The following is a 19369-nucleotide window of genomic DNA, read 5'->3' as shown; positions in this document are numbered from 1 at the left end:
CGGGCACGGCAGAGTCTGTGGCTGCGCAGCCACAGACTCCAGGGGCACCGCCGCCACGCAAAGCGGCGGTGCACGGGCAGCCGGCGGCTGGCGCACAGCGTCGCCGGCGCCTGGACGCAGCGGCGGCACGGCTGGAAGCCGCCGCTGCGCTGGTAGAGCCGTACCCCGCCATGGGGGCGGCGGGACGGGATCTGCGTGCACGCGCGGCTTCGCTTGCGGGCGGCACGTTTACGCTGGCGCTGTTCGGAGCGTTCAGCGCCGGTAAGTCCTCCTTCGCCAACGCGTTGCTGGGCGAAGCCGTGTTACCGGTCTCGCCGCATCCAACGACAGCGGCAATTAACCGGATCATGGCTCCGACCGGTGGCGCGGAGCATGGAACTGCCCGGGTCCGGATGAAGTCCCCGGACGCCTTCCAGGAGGATCTTGCGTATTCCTTCCGTTTGCTTGGACTGGGCGAGCCTGGGGCAGACTGGCAAAAACGCGTCAAAGCCCTTTCACCACAGGATGTGCATCCGGCGGGGCGCCCGCATTACAGCTTTTTGCAGGCAGCTGCAGCAGGCTGGGAGGATACCGCAGCTCAACTCGGCCAGGATGTGCTGGTGGATCTGAACGGATATCGTAACTTTGTCGCTAATGAGAAGAAGTCTTGCTTTGTCGACAGTATTGACCTGTACTACAGTTGTGATGTGACAGAACAAGGCATTGTCCTTGTAGATACGCCAGGGGCTGACTCCGTGAATGCCCGTCATACGGGCGTCACATTCAATTATATGAAGAATGCGGATGCACTCATTTTCGTAACGTACTACAATCATGCCTTCTCTCAAGGAGACCGACAGTTCCTGAATCAATTGGGACGCGTCAAAGACAGCTCGGCGATGGATCAGATGTTCTTTGTAGTTAATGCAAGTGATTTGTCTTCCTCTGAAGAGGAGTTGGAGCAGGTTCTTGACCATGTGAGTACTCAGCTGCGCAGTAATGGCATTCGGGCACCACGCCTATTTCCTGTATCCAGCATGCTGGCAATGGAAGGCAAGACGGGCAACGATGCGACATTGCTGGAGCAATCCGGCTTCATTCAGTTCGAGAAAGAATTTAACCGATTTGCAGGAAGTGAGCTTGCGGACCTTGCAGTTGGTGGAGCTTCTGAAGAGATCGCACGGGTGATAAAACGTCTGAAGACACGTGCCGAGGATGCGACTCAGGGGGAAGAGGTTCTACAGCGACGTCGGGATGAGCTGGGCTCAATCCAGGAACAGTCGCTTCAGAGGGTACATTTGCTCGCGGAACGGTCCATGAAGGCAGAACTGGCTCAGGAAACGTCTGAACTTCTGTTCCATGTGCGGCAGCGCCTGGGTTATCGTTTTGGTCTGTTCATGGCAGAAGCATTCCATCCATCCGTTCTTCGTGAGGATCGTGGGAATCTGAAAGCAGCCTTTGCAGCCTGCGGTCGCGAACTGCTGCGCATGATTGCCATCGAACTGGAGCAGGAACTGCTTGCCACTACACTCCGACTCGAACAGGCGGGTCAGACTTGGCTGCACAAACAAGTGACCGAATGTGTAGATGGATTGAAACGATTATCCGGAGGAATGGATCTGTCGTTGCCGCTGAACGAACGCTGGAGTACACCTGTCCTGGACGAGGTGCGTTTGGAAGAACCTTCGGGTTGGAAAGCGTATCTTAGTTATTTCCGGAATCCGAAACAGTTCTTCGAAGGAGATGGACGACAGCGGCTGCAGGCGGCACTTGACCCAGTTATTAAACAGATGGTGATCGATGTTCTGCCTGCTGCGGAGAATAAGCTGGTCCAATTCTATGACAACCAGCTTGGGCAGTCTTTGCAGCATCAATCCCGTCAATTGGAAGAGAGGCTTGAGGAGGCCGTGAGTGCCCTTCATGAGACTCTGACCAGTGGAATTCCTGCCGAAGAATGGGAGAGTCTGTCTGTACAACTGGGGCAGATTAAATGTGAATAAAAGGTATTCAAATCCATGTCTGTATGTAAACGGTTGAAAAGCGAAATGAGATATACAGCGATATGTTGAAATGTTGTCGTTGTACCAAAAAAGGCCCCTGCCTCTAAAGGTATACAGGGAGCCTTTTTTGGTACGAACAACCTGAAAGGAAGAGAATATTCAAACATTTGATTGATAGAAGGGTATCTACCTCCCTTAATGACGCATTAAGGTGAAAGTAGCCTGAATATGGTCGCTTATTCGCTTTGCCGCGAAGGGGGGACGGTGATAAACTTCATAAATGTTCATACTGATTTTGAACGATATAAGAGGAGGAGAGACATGGATGTTCTCAGGCAATTGCAGATCTTTTTCTGGGAGAAGCGCTCGTATTTATTTTTATCGATCTTATGCCTCGCCATAGCGACCGCGCTTGGACTGGTGTATCCGAACATGCTAAGGATACTGATTGATGACGTCATCACTCCGCGCAATTTTGAAGACGTTCCCAAACTTGCTTTAACGGTATTAGGTGTCGTTATTTTGAAAGCGGGAATGCAATTTTTACACGGTCTTTTTGGAGGGCGTCTCGGAAACTTCTTGGCGTACCGACTTCGTAACGCTTGTTACGAAAAGCTTCAATTTTTATCCTTCCGGTATTACGACACGGCCAAAACGGGAGACTTGATGTCCCGCCTCACTGGAGATCTCGAAGCGATCCGTAACTTTATCGGATTTGGCTTCGCTCAAATTCTCAACATGGTTCTGATGGTCGTATTCGGCGCAATCATGATGATGACCATGAGTTGGAAGCTTACCTTGCTAACGCTCATATGTATTCCTCTGCTTGCCTTCGTTGCGCTGAGATTCGAATCCCGAATTCACCCTGCATTCCAAGAAATGCGGCTGGCACTCAGCTCTTTGACGACAGCAGTACAGGAGAATATTACAGGTGTGCGTACTGTAAAGTCATTTGCACGTGAGCCTCACGAAGTGGAGAAGTTTGCCGTCCGTAACGAGCGTTACAAAACGAACCAGATTCATGCAGCAACATTATGGAGTCAATACTTTCCGATCATGGAGATTCTCGCTTCGGTCAGCGTAGTTCTTCTGCTCCTCATTGGCGGAAACATGGTTATTCAGAAAACGTTAACACTCGGTGAACTCGTTGCCTTTTTCAGTTTGATCTGGTACATAATCGGTCCAATGTGGAACCTTGGCTTCCATATCAATAACTATACGCAATCCAAAGCATCGGGTGAACGGGTGTTGGAACTTTTGAATACGCCGGTAGATGTACAAGAGACAGAAGATCCGGTCATTGTAGAGGCTGATCAAGTCAAAGGGCATGTGGCCTTTGAATCCGTTACCTTTGCTTACGGCAATAAAATGCCGGCAGTGACCGATATTAACTTTGATGCGCCACCGGGCTCCGTCATTGGCTTCCTGGGAGGAACAGGCTCGGGTAAATCAACTATTATTCAGCTCCTGATGCGTGCATACAACGTGAACTCGGGCACCATCAAGCTGGACGGAAAAAATATTAAGGACATTGGAATTCGCAGCCTGCGGAGTCAGATTGCTTCTGTGTTCCAGGAAACGTTCCTGTTCTCTTCCAGCATTCGCAACAACATTTCATATGGACTCAAAAATGTAACCATGGATGAAATTATCCGTGCAGCCAAACTGGCCAAAGCACATGAATTCATCATGGAATTCCCTGAAGGATACGATACGGTCGTCGGGGAGCGGGGAATGGGCTTATCGGGAGGACAAAAACAGCGGATTGCAATTGCTAGAGCTCTGCTAAAAAACCCGAAAATTCTCGTTTTGGATGATGCAACAAGTGCAGTCGACATGGAGACCGAACATGAAATTCAATCTGGATTCCAGGAAGTCATGCGTGGAAGAACGACGTTTATCATTGCGCATCGGATCTCTTCCCTGCGTCACGCAGATGAGATTCTGGTACTGGATGAAGGACGTGTCGTTCAACGTGGCACACACAAACGTCTCATTGAAGAGCCTGGACCTTACCGGGACGTATATGAGATTCAATACGCAGATTATATTGCCCGCGGTAAGCGGGAGGCTGGGGAGCAGGTGAATTCATGAGTGCCGAAACGGTAGCCGATAGGCGCGAGGTCAAAGAGACCTCTGACAAGAAAATGAATGAACGTTTTGTATATCAGGACGACGAAATAATTGAAAAACCGTTTAACTGGCGTGAGTTCGGACGTTTGTTCGCTTACATGAAACCTTATGCAAGACAACTCTTGCCACTCATTATTCTAATGATGATTTTGGGTACCATTACGAAATTGTCCGTTCCATTTTTGATCAGTTTGGCGATTGATAAAGCAATTGCACCTGCAACGGGTTTGCCAAGCTTGACGATGCTTTATATTATTGCTGGTTCTGTACTTGTGTTGTATCTGATTCAATGGGCGGCTAATACGTACCGAATCAAATTGACGAACATTATCGGGCAACGGGTCATTTACGATCTTCGCTCGGATTTGTTCAAACACATCCAGAAGCTGTCCTTTAACTTCTTTGACAAAAGACCTGCGGGCTCGGTATTGGTGCGTGTCACCAATGATATCAACTCCCTGCAGGATCTGTTCACCAACGGTGCGGTCAATGTCATGATTGACTGTGTGCAGTTGTTGGGGATTATCGTCATTTTGCTGCTGATCAACTGGAAACTGGGCCTCGCGGTCATTATTACGGTTCCGCTCATGTTTATTATTTCGACCAAACTGCGTGTGCTGATCCGCCGTGCCTGGCAGGATGTACGTATGAAGAACTCACGCATCAACTCCCATTTGAATGAATCCATTCAGGGGATTCGTGTGACTCAGGCCTATACGCAGGAAAAAGAAAACATGAAGTATTTTGACAACATGAATCTGTCGAGCAAAAAATCATGGGATAGAGCATCGGCCATGAACCAAGGCTTTGGTCCTCTGATTGAAATTACGGGCGGCTTCGGTACGTTAATCCTGTTCTGGTTTGGTGCTTATCTGATTCAAGAAGGGCAGCTGACAATCGGATTGCTCGTAGCTTTTGCTAACTATGTCGGCAACTTCTGGGACCCGATTAACCGTCTGGGACAGATGTACAATCAGTTGCTCGTTGCTATGGCTTCCTCCGAACGGATTTTTGAGTTTATGGATGAGGAGCCAAGTATTGCGGATAAACCTGGAGCCAAGCCGCTTGCTTCTATTAAAGGAGATATTGTATTCGACAATGTGGTGTTTGAATATGAGAAGGGCAGACAGGCGCTGAAGGGAATCAGTTTCGCTGCAGATGCCGGACAATCGATTGCACTTGTAGGTCATACGGGTTCAGGTAAAAGTACCATTATCAATCTCATCAGCCGATTCTATGACATATCAGGCGGACGTCTCACTATTGATGGTCAGGATGTAAGGGATGTAACGGTTGAAAGTCTGCGCAGCCAGATCAGTATTGTGTTGCAGGACACGTTTATCTTCTCTGGCACCATTCGCGATAATATTCGTTTTGGACGGCTTGATGCAACCAATGAAGAAGTGGAAGAAGCTGCGAAGGCAGTTAATGCCCATGAATTTATTATGAAGCTGCCGGGTGGATACGATACGGAAGTCGAAGAACGCGGGAATGTATTATCTATGGGACAACGGCAATTGTTATCCTTTGCCCGTGCCTTGCTGGCTGACCCTCGAATCTTGATTTTGGATGAAGCGACTGCCAGTATCGACACCGAAACGGAGCTCAAAATTCAGGAGGCTTTGAAAGTGCTGCTGCAAGGAAGAACTTCCTTTATGGTGGCCCACCGTCTCTCCACGATCCGAAATGCGGATAACATTATCGTGCTAGATCATGGTGAAATCAAGGAAGAAGGAAACCATGAGCAACTTATCCAGAAACAAGGAGTTTATAATGGGTTAATAGAAGCTCAATACAGATTTTTGTAAAAATTGATCGAAAAAACACAAAAAATCTTGTAAAATTCACAAGAAAAATAGGGAGCACTCTTGCATTCTTTAACCAAAACCCCGAAAATAGAGAGATAGATATAGAAGATTTCTCTTTGGGAGGATTGGAAAGAACATGTGGGGTGCTCCATTTTCGGCTCAAGCCAAAAAAATGCTGCTATTGGGCAGCGGAGAATTGGGAAAAGAGGTCGTTATTGAGGCTCAACGACTGGGAGTAGAGACGATCGCTGTTGATCGTTACGAAAACGCACCTGCCATGCAGGTTGCGCATCGGTCTTACTGCATCGACATGTTAAATGCCGAAGCTCTGAAACAATTGATCCGAAAGGAACAACCTCATTACATCGTACCTGAGATTGAAGCAATCGCAACAGAAGCTTTACTCGAGCTTGAGGAAGAAGGATTTTGTGTCGTTCCTACGGCCCGTGCTGCCCGTTTAACGATGGATCGCGAAGGCATCCGCCGTCTGGCAGCCGAACAATTGAACCTTCCGACAGCGGCCTATCTTTTTGCGGACAACCTGGAACAACTTCAGGAAGCTGTTCGTGAATTGGGTACACCATGCGTCATCAAACCACTAATGAGTTCTTCCGGTAAAGGGCAGAGTGTATGCCGTACATCGGATGATGTAGAGGATTGCTGGAACATTGCTCTTTCGGGAGCACGTGGCAAATCCGTACGTGTCATTGTGGAAAGCTTTGTGAAGTTTGACAGCGAAATTACGCTGCTCACTGTTAGATCTGTCTCAGGGACTGTATTTTGTCCTCCGATCGGTCATATTCAGAAAGATGGGGATTATGTCGAATCGTGGCAGCCTCATGCGATGACACCAGAGCAATGGGAACAAGCTTGTCATATTGCCAAGTTGGTTACGGATGAACTCGGTGGTTATGGACTGTTCGGGGTCGAATTATTCCTGACATCAGATGGAGTTGTGTTCAGCGAGGTATCGCCTCGTCCGCATGATACAGGCATGGTTACTATGGTAACGCAAGATAGTTCCGAGTTTGCGCTGCATGTGCGTGCAATTCTTGGTTTTCCGGTCACAGGTGTACATTTACTGACACCGGGAGCTTCAGCAACGCTGAAGGCTAATGATGAAACATCTGACTTTACTGTAGGCGGGATTGAAGAAGCACTGGCGCTTCCTCGTACTCAGGTTCGTGTATTTGGCAAACCTGAGACCAAAGTGGGACGCCGAATGGCCGTAGCATTAAGTGCCGGCCAAGATGTGGAAGAAGCTCGTAAAACAGCGGTACAAGCCGCTAATATGCTGAAAGTGGAGGTAAATCATGTCCAATAATGTTGAGGCCCCTGTACTGATGATCCGAGAGTGTGAACTGCGAGATGCTGAAGCGGTAACGGGACTGATGCGAGAGGTCAGCTATCCCACAACAGCCAATGTCATGAAAGAGCGCATTGAATGTTTGGAAAGCAATCCAAACGCATGCATGCTTGTTGCCGAAGTGGATGAACAGATTATTGGTGTGATTGGCTTGCAATGTGTGCAAAGTCATGCCTATCCGGAACCTGCCGCACAAATTACGTCCTTGATTGTAGGGCAAGAGCATCGTGGGGGCGGAATTGGCCGTCGTCTGATGGCTCGTGCCGAGGATTGGGGCAGACAGCAAGGTGGGAAACAATTGTTTGTCACCGGAGCGAACCGTGAAGTGACTTCAACAACCTATTCTTTCTACGAGCATATTGGTTTCCAGAAGAGAGGCTATCGTTTCAGTAAAGTCCTTCTATAGAAAAAGAGTTTTATTATATCGCGATCTTCACGTTTTTGGTGTGGTGAATGATAAATAGAAGATAAGTGGCATTCGGCAAGCATTTCTTGTCCGGATGCCATTTTTTTATGCCGTATTTTAAAGTTGATGGTTGGGGTTTTAGTTGATATACCAGTGTTTTAAGAGCAAGTTGCAGGATATGGTGCAATGTACTATAAACCGTCCACGCCCCTTTGAAACAGGATTAAAAATGACAAAAAAGTTACTTTTCCATAATTTATGGGTTCACAATCTACTATTCAATTGATATACTCCTAGAGTATTAATTACAAAGTTGTCATAACTAATATTTCTAAGGAGATGAATGAATTTGAAGAAGAAATGGATGAAAACCGTGGTAACCAGCAGTCTGACAGCCGTACTCGCCGTAGGGGTTATGCTCCCTGCTTCCGCTTCTGCTGCAGATGCATCATATAAAACAACTACTAAAACTACAACGTTTAAAATTACGAGTGCGGATAGCTTAAAAGCGTACATTGAACAATGGCTGAAAGATAATGGTTACACTGTATCAACTGGCGAGGGGCAAACAACAGTAGAGAAGCCTGTAACACAGCCTGATCAAACAACTAAACCTGATCAAACTACCAAACCTGCTCAACCGACAACACCTGCAAAACCGGTAACACCTGCAAAACCTTCTCAAGAAGAGAAACCGGCAACTACACCAACCAAAGATCCTTCAAATAGTGGAACTGGAACTGGAACGACTACGGGCAATACAGGCAATTCAAGCAACAGTGGTAGCGAGAGCACACAATCGGATTTTGCAGCTCAAGTAGTAAAACTTGTGAACGCTGAACGTGCCAAAGCTGGCCTGAGCGCATTGGCTTCCGACGCTCTTTTGGACAAAGTGGCTGTAGCCAAAGTTAAAGACATGAGCAACAACAATTATTTTGATCACCAATCACCGACTTATGGTTCTCCGTTTGACATGATGAAACAATTCGGAGTAACTTACAGCTATGCTGGCGAGAATATCGCAAAAGGGCAAAAAACACCTCAAGAGGTTGTTACAGCTTGGATGAATAGCGAAGGCCACCGTGCGAATATCCTAAGTAAAAACTTTACGAAAATTGGTGTTGGATTTTACAACGGATATTGGGCTCAAGAATTTATCGGTAACTAATTCATTTTATTGAAGAATATTTTGATTTTAGTTCAAAAAAAGGTTATATGTCATCACAGCTCGAAGCTGTGCATGACATAGCTTTTTTTTGTAAAAGCATATTTGAAACTGAATTCTGCTTAATACAGCGGCAAAATTTGCAAATTAACGACAGAACATTTATGTTATTTAGAAAAAGCGTCATCTTAATGTAAAATCATTTTAAATTTTAAGCACCCAGCCAGGTGTACATGAGCGGAGATGTGATGAATGAAAAAAAGAAATCTTGATTCAGCGCCATGGATCTGGAGAACCATTAGTACAGTGTCCATATTAACAACATTGCTGCTGTTATTTGGATTTGGATACGCCATTAAAGACGTCATTTTTCCTGAGGGAGATGCCCAATTAGGTACAGGACAGCAGACAACGACACCTGCAAAGGATAGCGGGCAATCAACACCTGTGGTGAAAGATGGCAAAATTCGAATGGCTGTAATCGGTGATTCCCTGGCAAGAGGTACTGGGGATGATGAGGGGCTTGGTTTTGTAAGGCGGGCAGGTAATTTGCTTAAAGATCAGGGATATGATGTGCAAGTGCTTAACAATATGGGTGTGAACGGTTTGAGAACAGACGCATTGTTGAGCAAGCTAGATGAACAAGGCGTACGTTATGTCTTACAACAGTCCAACTTTATTCTGTTGTCGATCGGAGCCAATGATCTATTCCAGGGTGGACAGGTTTTACAGGGAGAAGACGCGCCCACGGCAGAGACACTTGCTGCGGCATTACCGGAGACGTCGAAGCGTTTGCAGGAGATCTTGAAGAAAGTGAAAGAAATTAACCCTGATGCACAGATTGCCTACATAGGGCTATACAATCCGTTTGGGGATGTGAAAGAACTCAAAGAGCCAGGAAATGCGGTTGTAGCTGCATGGAACGATGCTGCAATGAAGGTTCTGAACAATGAGGACAAGATGACACTTGTACCTACATTTGATCTGTTTGAAAATCATCTGGGACAATATCTGTCGTCAGATCATTTTCATCCCAATGGAGAAGGCTACGAGCAAATTGCGGTTCGGATTGCACAGGAATATCAGGCAGAGACTCCAGCAGAAGGGAGCGGAAAATAAATGGCACAAGAACAGACTGATTCCGTATTGTCCGTGCAGCATCTGAAGAAAAAGATTGGACGCAAATGGATCATTAAGGATGTTACTTTTGACGTTAAACCAGGCGAAATTTTCGGTTTCCTGGGACCCAATGGTGCCGGGAAGACAACAACCATCCGGATGTTAGTTGATTTAATTAAACCGACAGAAGGTAAAATTCAAGTCTGTGGGTATGATGTCAACCGTGATCCTGAAAGGGCCCTGAGATATGTGGGTTCCATTGTTGAAAACCCGGAAGTGTACACGTATTTGACCGGATGGGAAAATCTTGAGCATTTTGCCCGTATGCAGCCAGGCGTGGATAATGACCGTATTCAGGAAGTTGTGGATATTGTACGCCTCGATCAGCGGATTCATGATAAAGTAAGAACCTACTCTCTGGGGATGCGTCAACGACTTGGCATTGCACAGGCATTGCTTGGTCGCCCAAGGCTGCTGATTCTGGATGAGCCAACGAACGGACTTGATCCCAAAGGGATTAAGGAACTTCGCGTCTTTATCAAACAGCTTGCAAGTGAAGGCATGGCTGTATTCGTCAGCAGTCATTTGCTTAGTGAGATTCAACTTCTCTGTGACAGGGTGGCGATTATCAGTGCAGGGCGCGTGCTGGCAGTTGGCGGCGTCAATGAACTGATTGAAGACCATTCCAAATTGGCGATATGGCATGTTACTCCGCTGGAGGAAGGTAAAAAAATGCTGTTGAATGCAGGTGTTTCCTTGGTGGATCGGCCTGCAGATGTTATGGATGATACCATTGTTGCAGGGCTTGGTCCGAATGCTGTCGTTGCTGAAATGCATGAAGATCGAATTCCAGCCCTAGTCCAGCAAATGGTGCAAGCCGGAATTCAGGTTGAAGGAGTGCAGCGGATTCAGCCTACGCTGGAACAGCTATTCTTAAAAATGACAGAAGGTGAATCCATTGAGTAACATCATGCCGCTGATCCGAAACGAAACGATCAAAATGGTAAAGAAAAAACGTCTTTATATTATTTTTATCGTACTCGCGGTCCTGGTTCCGATGTTTACGTATGCCCAGATGAAATCTGCGGAAAATAATCGTGACAAGTTTGGCGGCGACTGGCGGCTTGAGCTGCAACAAGCCATTACGGATAATCAGAACTCGCTTGGCAGTGACCGGGTACCTGAAGAATACAAAAAGTACAGGACTGTGTACATCCAGCAAATGCAATACTATCTGGAGAATGACATCAATCCGAAGGAGCCTGGCGGTGTAACTTTTACGCGGGAATTCATGAATAACGCCGTTGGATTGTTTATACCACTGCTCATTATGGCGATTGCCTCGGATCTGGTATCCGGTGAGCGCACCACAGGTACGATTAAAATGCTTCTGACCCGTCCGGTCAAACGTTGGAAAGTGTTGCTGAGTAAGCTCATCACGTTGATTATGTTCGTGTCGATTATTGTGGTGTCGGCGTACGTCATCTGTTATGTCATTTCGGGAGCGGTATTCGGATATAAAGGTTTCGGTATGCCGATCTTTACCGGATTCAAGGTTGTGGGTACAGATGTCGATATGTCAGCAGTCCATGCAGTGGACCAGTGGTTGTATATGCTAATGCAGGCAGGGCTCATCTGGTTCGTCAGTATAATTGTGGCGATGCTTGCCTTCATGGTCTCTGTGCTAGTGCGAAGTACAGCAGCAAGTATTGTCATCATGATGGCAGCACTCATAGCAGGAACTATTCTCACCAGTATGGCCGCATCCTGGCAGTCAGCCAAATATTTGTTCATGGTTAACCTCGAACTTCCAAATTATTTGTCTGGCGGATTGCCACCAATCGAAGGGATGAATTTAGGTTTTTCCCTTATTGTGCTTAGTGTTTGGGGCATTGCTTCACTCTTTGTGTCATTCATTGTCTTTACGAAACGGGATATCTTGAATTAAAATGGACAAGGATAAGAAAACATCTGTTTGCATTTTAGGCATTTTTTTAGTTGCAAGTTAAGAAGGGGGAGCATGAATGGTCGAGCAAATCGATATGTCGGCAGGTTCGACAGGCGGAGGACAAGGGTCTTCAGGCTACGACGCGGACGACATTCAAGTACTTGAAGGACTGGTAGCGGTACGGAAACGGCCGGGGATGTACATCGGCAGCACCAGCTCTTCGGGTCTACATCATTTGGTATGGGAAATCGTGGATAACGCTGTCGACGAACATCTCGCCAAATTCTGCTCCAAAATCGATATCACGCTGCATAAGGACGGTTCTATTACGGTTCAGGATAACGGAAGGGGAATTCCGACAGGTATACATAAAACAGGGATTCCTACTCCCCAGGTCGTGTTTACGATTTTGCACGCAGGCGGAAAGTTCGGTGGATCAGGATACAAAAAATCAGGCGGTTTGCACGGTGTAGGTGCGTCAGTTACGAACGCATTGTCCGAATGGCTTGAAGTCGAGATTTTCCGTGATGGCAAGATTCATCGTCAACGATTCGAGTATTGGCAGGACAAAAAAGGCGTTGAGCATGTCGGAGAACCGGTGTCTGGTCTCGAAGTATTGGGCAATACCAATCGAACGGGAACCAAAGTTACGTTTAAACCGGATATTCGCGTGTTCCAGAGCGGCATTCAATTTAATTATGATACACTGGCAGAACGTCTTCAGGAGATTGCTTTCCTGAACTCGGGGCTGAGAATTATGCTCAAGGACGAACGTTCAGGCAATCAGGATGAGTACATGTACGAAGGCGGAGCAAGCCAGTTTGTTGCTTTTCTTAACGAAAATAAAGATGTGCTGCATGATGTCATTCACTTCTATGCGGAGAAGGATGACATTGAGGTCGAAGTGGCGATCCAGTATAACGCGGGTTATACGGAAACGCTGGCGTCGTTCGTCAACTCGATTCCCACTAGAGGTGGCGGTACACATGAGACCGGATTCAGAGCAGCTTATACACGTGTGATGAATGATTACGCAAGGCGTACCAGCATGATTAAGGAAAAAGATAAAAACCTTGAAGGTAATGATTTGCGTGAAGGCATGATGGCTGTCATCAGTGTCAAAATGTCGGAGGTCGAATTCGTAGGACAAACGAAGGATCAACTCGGTAGCGCTTCCGCGCGAAGCGCAGTGGATTCTGTCGTGTCCGAGAACATCCAGCGGTTTTTGGAAGAAAACCCGCAGGTTGCGCAAACGTTGATTCGCAAAGCGGTTCAGGCCTCCAGAGCCAGAGAAGCTGCACGCAAAGCACGTGATGAGATGCGGACGGGCAAAAAACGCAGCGAAAGCTCCAACCTCAATGGCAAGTTGACTCCGGCACAATCGAAGGATTTTACCCGGAATGAACTGTTTATCGTCGAAGGGGATTCCGCAGGCGGTTCAGCCAAACAGGGGCGTGACTCCAAGATCCAGGCGATACTCCCGCTTAAGGGGAAACCGCTCAATCCGGAAAAAGCGAAGTTGGCTGATATCCTCAAAAACGAAGAATACCGCGCCATTACATCGGCGATCGGGGCGGGTATTGGAACCGAATTCGCAGTTGAAGACAGCAATTATTCCAAAATCATAATTATGACGGATGCTGATACGGATGGTGCACATATTCAGGTACTATTGCTGACTTTCTTTTACCGCTACATGAAACCGTTAATTGATGCAGGAAAAATATATATTGCTCAGCCGCCGCTTTACAAACTCACGCGCAAATCCGGCAAAATGGCAAGTGTACGTTATGCCTGGACCGATGAAGAGCTGGCGAATTACATGAAAGAATTTGGAACCAATGTGGAGCTCCAACGTTATAAAGGGCTTGGCGAGATGAATCCGGATCAACTGTGGGAGACTACAATGAACCCGGAAACACGTGCATTGCTCAAGGTACAGATCGTTGATGCAGCGAAAGCGGAGCGTCGAGTATCTACGCTTATGGGTGATAAAGTTGATCCACGCAAACGCTGGATTGTAGAGAATGTCGACTTTACAGAGTACGAAGAATAGAAGGTGCTTGGAATGAGCCTATCAGAACAATTTATGCCGGCCTTTCTCGAAGAGGTCGTAGGTGACCGTTTCGGTCGCTATTCTAAATACATTATTCAGGACCGGGCCATTCCCGATGTACGGGATGGTTTGAAGCCTGTGCAGCGGCGTATTCTGTACGCCATGTACGATTCAGGAAATACGCCGGAGAAACCATATCGTAAGTCAGCCAAAACCGTTGGGGATGTCATGGGTAACTACCATCCTCACGGGGACTCCTCCATCTATGAAGGTATGGTGCGGATGGCACAGCCATGGAAAATGGGCCATATGCTCGTGGACGGTCATGGTAACTGGGGATCACAGGATGATGATCCGGCTGCAGCGATGCGTTATACAGAGGCCCGTTTGTCGTCCATCGCTATGGAGATGCTTCGCGACATCGAGAAACGGACTGTTCTGTTTAAGGATAATTTTGATAATACGGCCAAAGAACCGGTTGTATTACCATCGCGTTATCCGAACCTGCTGGTCAACGGCGTAAGTGGGATTTCCTCCGGGTTTGCAACGGAGATCCCTCCACATAATTTGCGTGAAACCATTGATGCTTGTATTGCCGTGATGGAGAAGCCGTCGATTGAACTGGACGAGATTATGATGTTTATCAAAGGTCCGGATTTTCCGACAGGCGGATTAATCATGGGCGGCGACGGAATTCTGGATGCATATCGCACAGGTAAAGGACGGATCTATCTCCGGTCCAAAACCGATATCGAGAATATGCGCGGTGGCAAACAGCAAATCGTCATTACCGAGATCCCTTATCAGGTCGTAAAATCCCGTCTGGTTACAGCGATGGAGAACATTCGGCTGGAGAAAAAGGTTGAAGGAATCGCCGAAGTACGGGATGAGAGTGGGCGTGAAGGCCTGCGAATCGTGGTTGAGTTGAAAAAAGAAGCGGATGCACAAGGTATTTTGGCTTATTTGCTGAAGAAAACCGACTTGCAGGTCACTTACAACTTCAACATGGTTGCGATTGTAAACAAAGCCCCTCAGCAATTGGGATTGAAATCAATCCTCGAGGCTTATATTGCCCATCAGCGTGAAGTTGTGACGTTCCGGACCCGCTTTGAGCTGGAGAAGGCGGAAGACCGTGCACATGTCTTGGAAGGTCTGGTAAAAGCTCTTAACATCCTTGATGAGGTCATTGCGGCTATTAAAGCTTCGAAGAACCGTCAGGATGCTCAAAATAACCTGATGTGGATGTTTGGTTTCTCCGAACGTCAAGCGGATTCCATTCTGACTTTGCAATTATACCGATTGACTAATCTGGAGATTACTTCTCTGGAAAAGGAACTTGGCGAACTGATGAAGAAGATCGCGCAATTACGTTCCATTCTGGATAGTGACCGCAAGCTGATCGGAGTCATTCGTAAAGAACTGATGGAGATTCGTGAGAAATACGGAATTGATCGTCGCTCAGCCATTCAAGGCGAAGTAGAAGAACTCAAGGTTAATCTGGAAGTGCTGGTGAACGCAGAAGATGTATTTGTCACATTGTCCAAAGAGGGATACATCAAGCGTACAGGCATGCAATCATTCACACGATCCGGCGGGGAACGTAACGCAAGTGGTGTGAAGGAAGGCGATTATATCGCTCAGGTCCTTGAAGTAAACACGCTTGAGAATTTGCTGGTATTTACGAAGAAAGGCCAGTATTTCCTGTTGCCTGTGCATCAGGTACCGGAATTCAAGTGGAAAGATCCGGGGACGGCGATCGTCAACGTCATTCCTCTGGCAAAAGACGATCGAATCTCAAGTGTGCTTGCTGTTAAATCTTTCGAAGAGCCGGATCACAGTCTGGTCTTTGTCACTCGCAAAGGACAGGTTAAACGTACCGAGCTGAAGGAATACGTCACCAAGCGTTCTGGCGCAGTAGCCGCATGCAAAGTCGGCAAGGATGATGAGGTATTATCCGTTCATCTGAGTACAGGTGGCAAGGACATCATGCTGATCACCAAAGAAGCCATGGCCATCCGTTTCCGTGAGGATGAAGTAAATCCGATGGGTCGTGTGTCTGGAGGCGTACGTGGTATTCAGTTAAAAGAAACGGATGAAGTCGTATCTGTTCTGTGGGTGGAAGGCGATGAAGGCGAGGTTGCTATATTGTCTGACTTGGGTTATGGCAAACGCTCGTTACTGCTGGATTATGCTCTGCAGAGCCGTGGCGGCAAAGGACTGGCAACATTTGAATTCAAGGAAGGCAAACGGGTAAAACCGAACGGTAGCCGAATTGCCGGAGCGTTCTATTGTCGGGAACAACGGAATGTAACGGTGATGACCAAGGAAGGTCAAACACATCACATTTCTTCCGAAGCTGTACCTATTACTGAACGGAAACATATTGGTAAATTGCTTGTGCATGTGGATAAACAGGATGAAATTGTGGAGCTTATCATGGATCTCACAGAGAATCAGGCAGCTTCTTCCTCCTAATAAGGATTCAATAAAGACTCTTTGCAGAGCAGGGAAACCTGTCATGTGAGGAGTCTTATTTTGTTGTTCAAACGCGGATTAAAAGAGGACCTCCATGCGAAGTTTAACAACCTTCGTCGATTACGGTCGATCGCTGGGAAATTGAAAAAAGGCAGCAGGAATGCGGCTTTGAAGGGCGAAAACTTAAGCAGGTGAAGTGATAACCGGTTGCAGAGAGGAGCGATTCAAGATGTATAATTCCGATTTTGCCAAGTGCTGGTCGAGGCTGACTAAGGACTACAAGCTGCATATGGATCATGAGCTGGCACCCTCGTTAACAGAGGCGCAGCTGGCCGTACTGGAGGTTCTTGAGGATCACGAGAAGATGAAACCATCCGATCTGATCCCTTTTCTGGCTACAACACCCGCAGCAGTAACGATGTTGTTGGATCGTATGGAAAAAAACGGACTGATTCGCCGGGATCGGGATGATCAGGATCGACGAATTGTATGGGTATCCTTATCTGATAAGGGACGCATGGAGACCGAACGGGGAATCACGATTCGTAATGAATTTATGAATTCGGTGCTCAGCAACATTTCAATGCATAACCAGCAGTTGCTGGTTTATCTATTAGGCAAAATGACGACACCAAAAACAAAAGAGCATGCCTTGTCCACATCTTAAAGACGATGGACGCACGAATAATAGTAACCATGGAACTCTTGCTGAAAAGGCAGGAGGGCTGTGGTTATTTTTTATTGATGTGTACTTTAAAGAGTTTTGCCTGCTTTGGATAGGTAAGAATAATCTCTAAAATTTTATATGTAAAGAGTTGACTATGTAAATATTTTTGTTATAATAAGTAATTGTTCCCCTGATATTTCGTGTACGAAATATTATATTCCATAAGTAAAAAGGGTGAATTAATGTCTGACACATACGAAGTATTCTACATTATTAATTCGTTTCGGCAGGTCAATCAACTGCTCTTCCGGGCATTCTGGAATGAAAACAAGGAAATTGAGCTCACTTCGATTCAATTTATGGTGTTATCCATTTTGAAGGAGCGCCCTTCGATTGGTATCAATGAAGTGGCTGATCTCTGTCATATGGGCAGCAGCTCCATGAGCGCTGTGGTGGAGCGTCTGGTCAAGGGTGAGTACATTGTTCGAACGCGATCCGACTCGGACCGTCGATCTGTAAAGCTTCAGATTACGGACAAAGGGGAACAGGCTCAGGAGGAAACACACCGTTTGTGGATGGAGCGAGTGTCACCTATTCTGGATATCCCGAAGGAAGACCTTGAGCACCTGCTAAGAATTCATAATCAAATGATTGAAAAGTTAGAAGGAAGAGAGATGAACAACCAATGAGTACTACTGCAGCAGCAGCGCCATCCTCAGCGATGGACAACATTAGGAAAGGCCCGATTGTGGCCGCATTGTTAATCGGTGCATTCGTCGCCTTCCTGAACCAAACTTTGATGAACGTAGCTCTTCCTAAAATTATGGAGGACCTCGGCATCGGAGCGAACAAAGCACAATGGTTGACTACGGGTTATATGCTCGTCAATGGTGTGTTGATTCCGGTTACGGCGTATCTGATCGCTAAATTCTCCACACGTCAAATTTTTATTACAGCCATGACGCTATTTACATTAGGAACCTTGGTCTGTGGTTTAAGTCCGAACTTTGCTATCCTGATGGTAGGTCGTGTTATTCAAGCGGCAGGTGCAGGTATCCTGATGCCTCTGATGACGGTTGTATTCTTGACGATCTTCCCTATTGAGAAGCGTGGTCAGGCGATGGGTACAATGGGGATCGCGATGATTCTCGCTCCGGCCATTGGACCAACATTGTCAGGTTATGTGGTTGAGCATTATTCCTGGAGACTGTTGTTCTATATCATTTTGCCATTCTCCGTTATTGCAACTGCAATCGGTATTGCGTTTGTCAAAAATGTAACACGTCAATCCAAACCTAAATTGGACTATCCAGGTGTTATTTTATCCACACTCGGTTTTGGTAGCTTGCTGTACGGCTTCAGTGATGCGGGTACAGACGGATGGGGCAGTGCAATTGTAATTGCTTGTCTGGTCGTAGGGGCGTTATCCCTGATTCTGTTCGTGATTAGACAGATGACAACCGATCATCCACTCTTGGAGTTCCGTATTTTCAAATACAACATGTATACATTAACAACGATCATTAACATGCTCGTTACGATGGCGATGTTTGCAGGTATGATTTTGCTTCCGATTTTCCTGCAAAATATTCGTGGATTCTCACCGATTGAATCCGGTTTGCTGATGATGCCGGGCGCCATCTTGATGGGGATTATGTCTCCAATCACAGGTCGCATCTTCGATAAAGTCGGAGCGCGATGGTTGTCCGTTGCCGGTCTTGCAATTACCGCTATCACAACTTGGGGGCTCAGCCGCCTGTCGATCGACACTACTTATGGTTACATGATGTTTATCTACACAGCTCGTATGTTCGGTATGTCGATGTTGATGATGCCAATTCAAACAGCGGGTCTGAATCAGCTGCCACAGCGTCTGAATGCGCATGGTACAGCGATGTCCAACACACTGCGTACGGTTGCGGGTGCGATTGGTACAGCGATTCTCGTTACGATTATGAGTAGCAAGTTGAAATCCCATCTGGCAGATACCTTGGCTACAGGCCAAATCGCTACAGATGATAAGGCTGCAATGCTTCGTGCTACCGCAGATGCAACCATCTACGGGGTAAACTATGCTTTTATTATAGCGACCGCAATGACAGTCGTTGCTCTGGTTCTGGCCTTCTTCATCCGTAAAACAAAACCGGCTACTGAACATGTAACAACTGAGCAACAGAAAGTGAATGCAACAGCATAAATCAACCTAGATTACCGTTATTATTCATTCAATAAAGGTCTTATATATAC

At 46.8% G+C, this 19369-nt stretch carries 14 protein-coding genes; all 14 read left to right on the top strand.

Annotated features, from left to right (window positions below):
- Positions 1-1979 (top strand): dynamin family protein (locus tag A6049_RS03165; protein WP_205411983.1); only part of this gene is annotated, 1979 nt, incomplete at its 5' end.
- A gap of 321 nt (positions 1980-2300) precedes the next feature.
- Positions 2301-4073: an ABC transporter ATP-binding protein gene (locus A6049_RS03160; RefSeq protein ID WP_063563179.1), complete on the top strand. Its 1773-nt coding sequence runs from the start codon at positions 2301-2303 to the stop codon at positions 4071-4073.
- Entirely contained in the window at positions 4070-5920 is a 1851-nt protein-coding gene (locus A6049_RS03155) for an ABC transporter ATP-binding protein (protein WP_063563178.1), read from the top strand. The genes A6049_RS03160 and A6049_RS03155 overlap by 4 nt, the downstream gene beginning before the upstream one ends.
- A gap of 136 nt (positions 5921-6056) precedes the next feature.
- The gene (gene purT, locus A6049_RS03150) at positions 6057-7244 is read left to right on the top strand and encodes a formate-dependent phosphoribosylglycinamide formyltransferase (RefSeq protein ID WP_063563177.1); all 1188 of its coding nucleotides are present in this window, start codon (positions 6057-6059) and stop codon (positions 7242-7244) included.
- Positions 7234-7692, top strand: coding sequence for a GNAT family N-acetyltransferase (locus tag A6049_RS03145; protein ID WP_062328403.1), 459 nt, complete (start codon positions 7234-7236; stop codon positions 7690-7692). Before purT ends, A6049_RS03145 begins: the two co-directional genes overlap by 11 nt.
- Before the next feature lie 349 nt (positions 7693-8041).
- Positions 8042-8860, top strand: a complete 819-nt coding sequence (locus tag A6049_RS03140) for a CAP domain-containing protein (protein ID WP_240321286.1) — start codon at positions 8042-8044, stop codon at positions 8858-8860.
- Positions 8861-9109: 249 nt separating this feature from the next.
- Entirely contained in the window at positions 9110-9976 is an 867-nt protein-coding gene (locus A6049_RS03135) for a GDSL-type esterase/lipase family protein (protein WP_063563176.1), read from the top strand.
- Positions 9977-10942: an ABC transporter ATP-binding protein gene (locus tag A6049_RS03130; protein WP_063563175.1), complete on the top strand. Its 966-nt coding sequence runs from the start codon at positions 9977-9979 to the stop codon at positions 10940-10942. It begins immediately after the preceding gene.
- Complete coding sequence (locus A6049_RS03125) at positions 10935-11924, top strand: ABC transporter permease (protein WP_063563174.1); 990 nt, start codon at positions 10935-10937, stop codon at positions 11922-11924. The genes A6049_RS03130 and A6049_RS03125 overlap by 8 nt, the downstream gene beginning before the upstream one ends.
- Before the next feature lie 76 nt (positions 11925-12000).
- A complete protein-coding gene (gene parE, locus A6049_RS03120; RefSeq protein ID WP_063563173.1) occupies positions 12001-13980 on the top strand; it encodes a DNA topoisomerase IV subunit B in 1980 nt (659 codons plus the stop codon).
- 12 nt (positions 13981-13992) lie between these two features.
- On the top strand, positions 13993-16455 hold the full coding sequence (gene gyrA, locus A6049_RS03115; RefSeq protein WP_063563172.1) for a DNA gyrase subunit A: 2463 nt from the start codon (positions 13993-13995) through the stop codon (positions 16453-16455).
- A 229-nt stretch (positions 16456-16684) separates the two neighbouring features.
- Entirely contained in the window at positions 16685-17122 is a 438-nt protein-coding gene (locus tag A6049_RS03110) for a MarR family winged helix-turn-helix transcriptional regulator (RefSeq protein ID WP_063563171.1), read from the top strand.
- A 242-nt stretch (positions 17123-17364) separates the two neighbouring features.
- Complete coding sequence (locus tag A6049_RS03105; protein ID WP_063563170.1) at positions 17365-17811, top strand: MarR family winged helix-turn-helix transcriptional regulator; 447 nt, start codon at positions 17365-17367, stop codon at positions 17809-17811.
- Positions 17808-19319 (top strand): DHA2 family efflux MFS transporter permease subunit, encoded by a 1512-nt coding sequence (locus A6049_RS03100; protein WP_063563169.1) that lies wholly within the window; start codon positions 17808-17810, stop codon positions 19317-19319. Before A6049_RS03105 ends, A6049_RS03100 begins: the two co-directional genes overlap by 4 nt.
- The last annotated feature ends 50 nt before the right edge of the window (positions 19320-19369 follow it).

The sequence above is a fragment of the Paenibacillus sp. O199 genome (assembly GCF_001636635.1).
Taxonomy (GTDB): Bacteria; Bacillota; Bacilli; order Paenibacillales; family Paenibacillaceae; genus Paenibacillus; species Paenibacillus marchantiae.
Note: the sequence above shows the minus strand (reverse complement) of the source record. Positions and strands in the feature narration are given on the sequence as shown.

Coding starts and splice junctions, on each gene's coding strand:
- A6049_RS03105 (WP_063563170.1), top strand. CDS start 17,365: ATGTCTGACACATACGAAGTATTCTACATTATTAATTCGTTTCGGCAG.
- parE (WP_063563173.1), top strand. CDS start 12,001: ATGGTCGAGCAAATCGATATGTCGGCAGGTTCGACAGGCGGAGGACAA.
- A6049_RS03135 (WP_063563176.1), top strand. CDS start 9,110: ATGAAAAAAAGAAATCTTGATTCAGCGCCATGGATCTGGAGAACCATT.
- A6049_RS03160 (WP_063563179.1), top strand. CDS start 2,301: ATGGATGTTCTCAGGCAATTGCAGATCTTTTTCTGGGAGAAGCGCTCG.
- gyrA (WP_063563172.1), top strand. CDS start 13,993: ATGAGCCTATCAGAACAATTTATGCCGGCCTTTCTCGAAGAGGTCGTA.
- A6049_RS03155 (WP_063563178.1), top strand. CDS start 4,070: ATGAGTGCCGAAACGGTAGCCGATAGGCGCGAGGTCAAAGAGACCTCT.
- A6049_RS03100 (WP_063563169.1), top strand. CDS start 17,808: ATGAGTACTACTGCAGCAGCAGCGCCATCCTCAGCGATGGACAACATT.
- purT (WP_063563177.1), top strand. CDS start 6,057: ATGTGGGGTGCTCCATTTTCGGCTCAAGCCAAAAAAATGCTGCTATTG.
- A6049_RS03145 (WP_062328403.1), top strand. CDS start 7,234: ATGTCCAATAATGTTGAGGCCCCTGTACTGATGATCCGAGAGTGTGAA.
- A6049_RS03130 (WP_063563175.1), top strand. CDS start 9,977: ATGGCACAAGAACAGACTGATTCCGTATTGTCCGTGCAGCATCTGAAG.
- A6049_RS03110 (WP_063563171.1), top strand. CDS start 16,685: ATGTATAATTCCGATTTTGCCAAGTGCTGGTCGAGGCTGACTAAGGAC.